Origin of the sequence: Arthrobacter sp. HMWF013 (assembly GCF_003061105.1) — a bacterium.
Taxonomy (GTDB): domain Bacteria; phylum Actinomycetota; class Actinomycetes; order Actinomycetales; family Micrococcaceae; genus Arthrobacter.
On sequence record NZ_QAIQ01000705.1, the window covers coordinates 1350 to 4893 of the forward strand.

Here is a 3544-nt window from a genome sequence, read left to right on the forward strand (position 1 = left end):
TGTATTCCTTGCCCTCGGCCGAGGTATGGCTCAGGGTTCCGTTCGCGGCGTCGCGGAGGTTCAGGATGGAATCGACGACGTTGCCCCACGTGGGCGTGGACGCGTCCTCAAGGTCGGCAAGCCACACTTTAGCCCCGGAGTTCAGGGCGTTGATGGCCATTTTGGCCGGGGAGGCCGGGCCGGTCATCTCAACCCGGCGGTCCTGCAGTGCCGCAGGCGCCTCCGCAACTTTCCAGTCGCCGTCGCGCACTGCCTTTGTCTCCGGGAGGAAATCCAATGCGCCGGTCTCCGCAACCCGCTGCCGCTTGACCGCGCGGGCGGCAAGAAGCTCATTGCGGGTCCCGGCGAAGCGGGTGTGGAGTTCTTCGATGAACGCCAGCGCCTCCGGGGTCAGGATCTCCTCCGCGCGGCCGATCGGCCGGGGGTCTGTAACAGTGATGGCCATTGCTGGTCCTTTCGTTGGCTGCGAAGACGCTGGGGCTAATCTAACTCAGCAGAAGCCGGCGATCCCTGACCAGGCGGCGGGCGCCGGGGTGGCGTCGTCGCGCTGGACGGTAGCCTCGATCAGGCCGTAGGGGCGGTCGGCCGCGAAGAAGACTTCGTTGGGGTTGTCGAGGCCGAACGGGGAGAGGTCCACCAGGAAGTGGTGTTTGTTGGGCATGGAGAACCTGATCTCCTCGATCCCGCCCTGCGCTTCCAGGACCTTGGTGCCCATGTCGAACAGGGTCTGCTGCAGGGCGCGGGAGTACTTCTCCGTGAAGCCTTCGAGCAGGAGGGCCTTGACGTCGTCGTAGTTTTTGTTGAAGTCCAGTGTGCTGAAGTCGGTCCCGGTCCGGTAGCGCCAGCGGGCGGAAACGTCGGTGGCGAGGATGCGGTCGGTGGTTTCCGGGAGGGTGGTGTATTTGTCCCTGTCGAACCCGGCGAAGCCGGACTGGGTGGTCTTCAATACTGTCAGGTCTGTCAGCCCGGAGATCAGGTGGCTGGCCGCGCCGTCACGGACCAGGACGGCGGTCCGGACTTCCTGGCCGTTGCGCACAAAGGAGTGACCGTGTTCGGTGCCATGGGCGTGGATCCGGTCCCAGCTGTAGGACGCGGCTTCCCAGCGGCCGCCGCTGACCCAGTCGAAATTGGCGGTGAAGTGCTCGCCGAGGCGCAGGAGGAAGGCTTCGGGGGAGCCGATGCCCTCGCGGGCGAACGCATAGATGGTGTTCTTCTGGGTGTCCGTGGCCACCACGTGGGCGTTGTCGCCCTCAAGGTGGGCCGCCGCGAAATCGCCGCGCAGCTGCGAGGTGACGTTCAGATCCTCAATCTCGTGGCGTTCCGTATCGCGGGTGATTTTGACGACCCGGACCTCCGCCTTGCCGTACTGGTTCTCTCCGAGGATGATCTTGCTGCTCATGTCTGTTCCCAACTTCCGCTCTGTGGAGCATACGTTCCAGCAGTGACATTAAGGCCGCGTTACCAGTGCGTTTCCGGTGTCAGGACCCAGGGCGGCCCGGCCACTCCTTGCCGGCCCACGGATCGTAGTCGGCGATGAGTTCCTCCTGCGGCGGACGCTCCGGTTCGGGGACGTGCTGCAGGTTGACCCGCACCCGGTACCAGAGCGAACTGGAGCCGCGCATGCCGTCGACCATCACGTCGGCGGGGTGCAGGGCAGGGACAACGTCCGCGTGGCTGGACTTCCACTCCTCGAGCGCCGCGAGGGCCTCCGGCTTGGTCTTTGTGCGGGCCACCTCGATCAGCGGCATCACCGACTGCCTGCGGCCGGAGCCGTCGCCGCTGCGCGGCGGTTTCTCGGCGGGGCCAAGTTCGGCTGCCAGGGCCAGGAGTCCGTCCAGTGAGCCGACGGCGTCGTCGATCCCTTCGTGGGGATCGCCTATGTCCGCGAACCGCCCCGGCACCGTAAGCACCGTGAACTGTTCCGGCCGGGCGGAGCGGACCTCCTCCCAGGTCAGGGGCGCCGAGACCCGGGCATCGGGGAGCGGCCTGACCGAGTAGGCCGAGGCCACGGTGCGGTCCTTGGCGTTCTGGTTGAAGTCCACGAACACGCTCTCGCCGCGCTCCTCCTTCCACCACCGGGCGGTGGCAAGGCCGGGCGCACGGTTTTCGACTTCGCGGGCGAGCGTTTCGGCGGCGAGCCGCACGTCGCGGTAGGACCACAGCGGCGCGATCCGCACCAGGATGTGGAGTCCGCGCGAACCGCTGGTCTTGGGCCACCCCACCAGCCCGGCGTCGTCGAGCACCTCCCGCGCCACGTAGGCGACGTCCACGATCTGGGACCAGTCCACGCCCGGCATCGGATCCAGGTCCACCCGGAGCTCGTCGGGGTGATCGAGGTCCTCGGCCCGGACAGGATGCGGGTTCAGGTCCAGGCAGCCGAGGTTCACCACCCATGCCAGGCCGGCCGCGTCCCGGATGACCGCCTCTTCGGCTGAGGTCCCGGACGCGTAATGGAGTGTGGTGGTGTCGATGAAGTCCGGATGGTTCTCGGGCACGCGCTTCTGGAAGAACGGTTCGGCGTCGATGCCCTTCGGGAAGCGCTTGAGCACCATCGGCCGGCCGCCGGCGCCGCGCAGCGCACCGTCCGCGACGGCAAGGTAGTAGCGCACCAGGTCAAGCTTCGTCAGCCCGGGTATGGGGAACACCATCTTGTCCGGGCTCGAGATGCGGACCTCGTTGCCGTCAATGCTGAGGATCTCGGCCGGAGTCTTCGACGGGTTCATGCCGTCACGCTAGCAACGATCGGATGGCTGGGCCAGGAGCGCGCCCCCTGGGGGTCGGCGGTGGGATTCTTTGGATGCCGTCAGACGGATTCTGAGCTGGTCTAGCTGCGCTGGTCCCCGCTGCGGGCGGGGTCGACGGCGGCCGCCTCTTGCGGTGCTCCCTGGCTGATGCTCCAGCTCGTGAGGAAATCCAGTTGTTCCTGGGCGTGGCTGCCCGGTTCAGCGGTGTATGCGATCAGGGTCAGGTCCTGGCCGGGAAGGTCGAGAGCGTCCCCTGTCAGTTCGATTTCGCCGATCAGGGCACAGCGAAGTGTCTTGCGGGCGCTGCGGTGGAATCGGACATTGTGCTTGGCCCAGCGGACCGAGAATTCATCGCTTCCGGTAGCGAGGTCACCGATGAGTGCGTTGAGGGCCCGGTCATGCGGATGTCTGCCCGCTTCCACCCGGAGCGCCGCGGTCAGGTCGTCAGCGAGGGTCTCCCACTCCACAAAGAACTCCCGTGCCCGGGTGTCCAGGAACATAAACCGTGCGAGGTTCAGCGGCAGGGTACCCGGACCGAGGATTCCTGTGTAGAGCGCGAAGCACAGGGGATTGGCGGCCTGGATGTCCATCCGCGAGTTCCGGACATACGCGGGGATGCCGGTCATTCCTGTCAGGATCCGTTCGACGCTGGGGCTCACTCCCTGCCGCTTCTGGCGGGTCCCTGCCCCGGTGCCCGGGGCTGCGGACCTGGCAAGGTCGACAAGGTGGGCGCGCTCGGCCTCGTCCAGCTGGAGGGTACTGGCGAGGGAGTCGAGTACGGACTCGGACACTCCCCGCAG

The 3544-nt window shown here is 66.8% G+C and carries 3 protein-coding genes and 2 pseudogenes; 1 reads left to right on the top strand and 4 read right to left on the bottom strand.

From position 1 onward, the window contains the following. The 3 genes and pseudogenes from DBR22_RS25090 to ligD all read right to left on the bottom strand — a co-directional run. A pseudogene (locus tag DBR22_RS25090) lies at window positions 1-445 on the bottom strand (malate synthase A); the annotation flags it as partial. A 45-nt stretch (window positions 446-490) separates the two neighbouring features. Next, entirely contained in the window at window positions 491-1399 is a 909-nt protein-coding gene (pucL, locus tag DBR22_RS22730; protein WP_108600836.1) for a factor-independent urate hydroxylase, read from the bottom strand. 79 nt (window positions 1400-1478) lie between these two features. Next, window positions 1479-2696 (bottom strand): non-homologous end-joining DNA ligase, encoded by a 1218-nt coding sequence (ligD, locus tag DBR22_RS22735; RefSeq protein ID WP_375135035.1) that lies wholly within the window; start codon window positions 2694-2696, stop codon window positions 1479-1481. Between ligD and DBR22_RS25280 the strand changes: the two are divergent. Further along, a pseudogene (locus DBR22_RS25280) lies at window positions 2580-2828 on the top strand (hypothetical protein); the annotation flags it as partial. The gene ligD and the pseudogene DBR22_RS25280 overlap by 117 nt on opposite strands. Here the strand turns inward: DBR22_RS25280 and DBR22_RS22740 are convergent. Next, window positions 2825-3544, bottom strand: a 720-nt coding sequence (locus DBR22_RS22740) for an MmyB family transcriptional regulator (RefSeq protein ID WP_181365303.1), incomplete at its 5' end; no start/stop codon positions are given. The pseudogene DBR22_RS25280 and the gene DBR22_RS22740 overlap by 4 nt on opposite strands.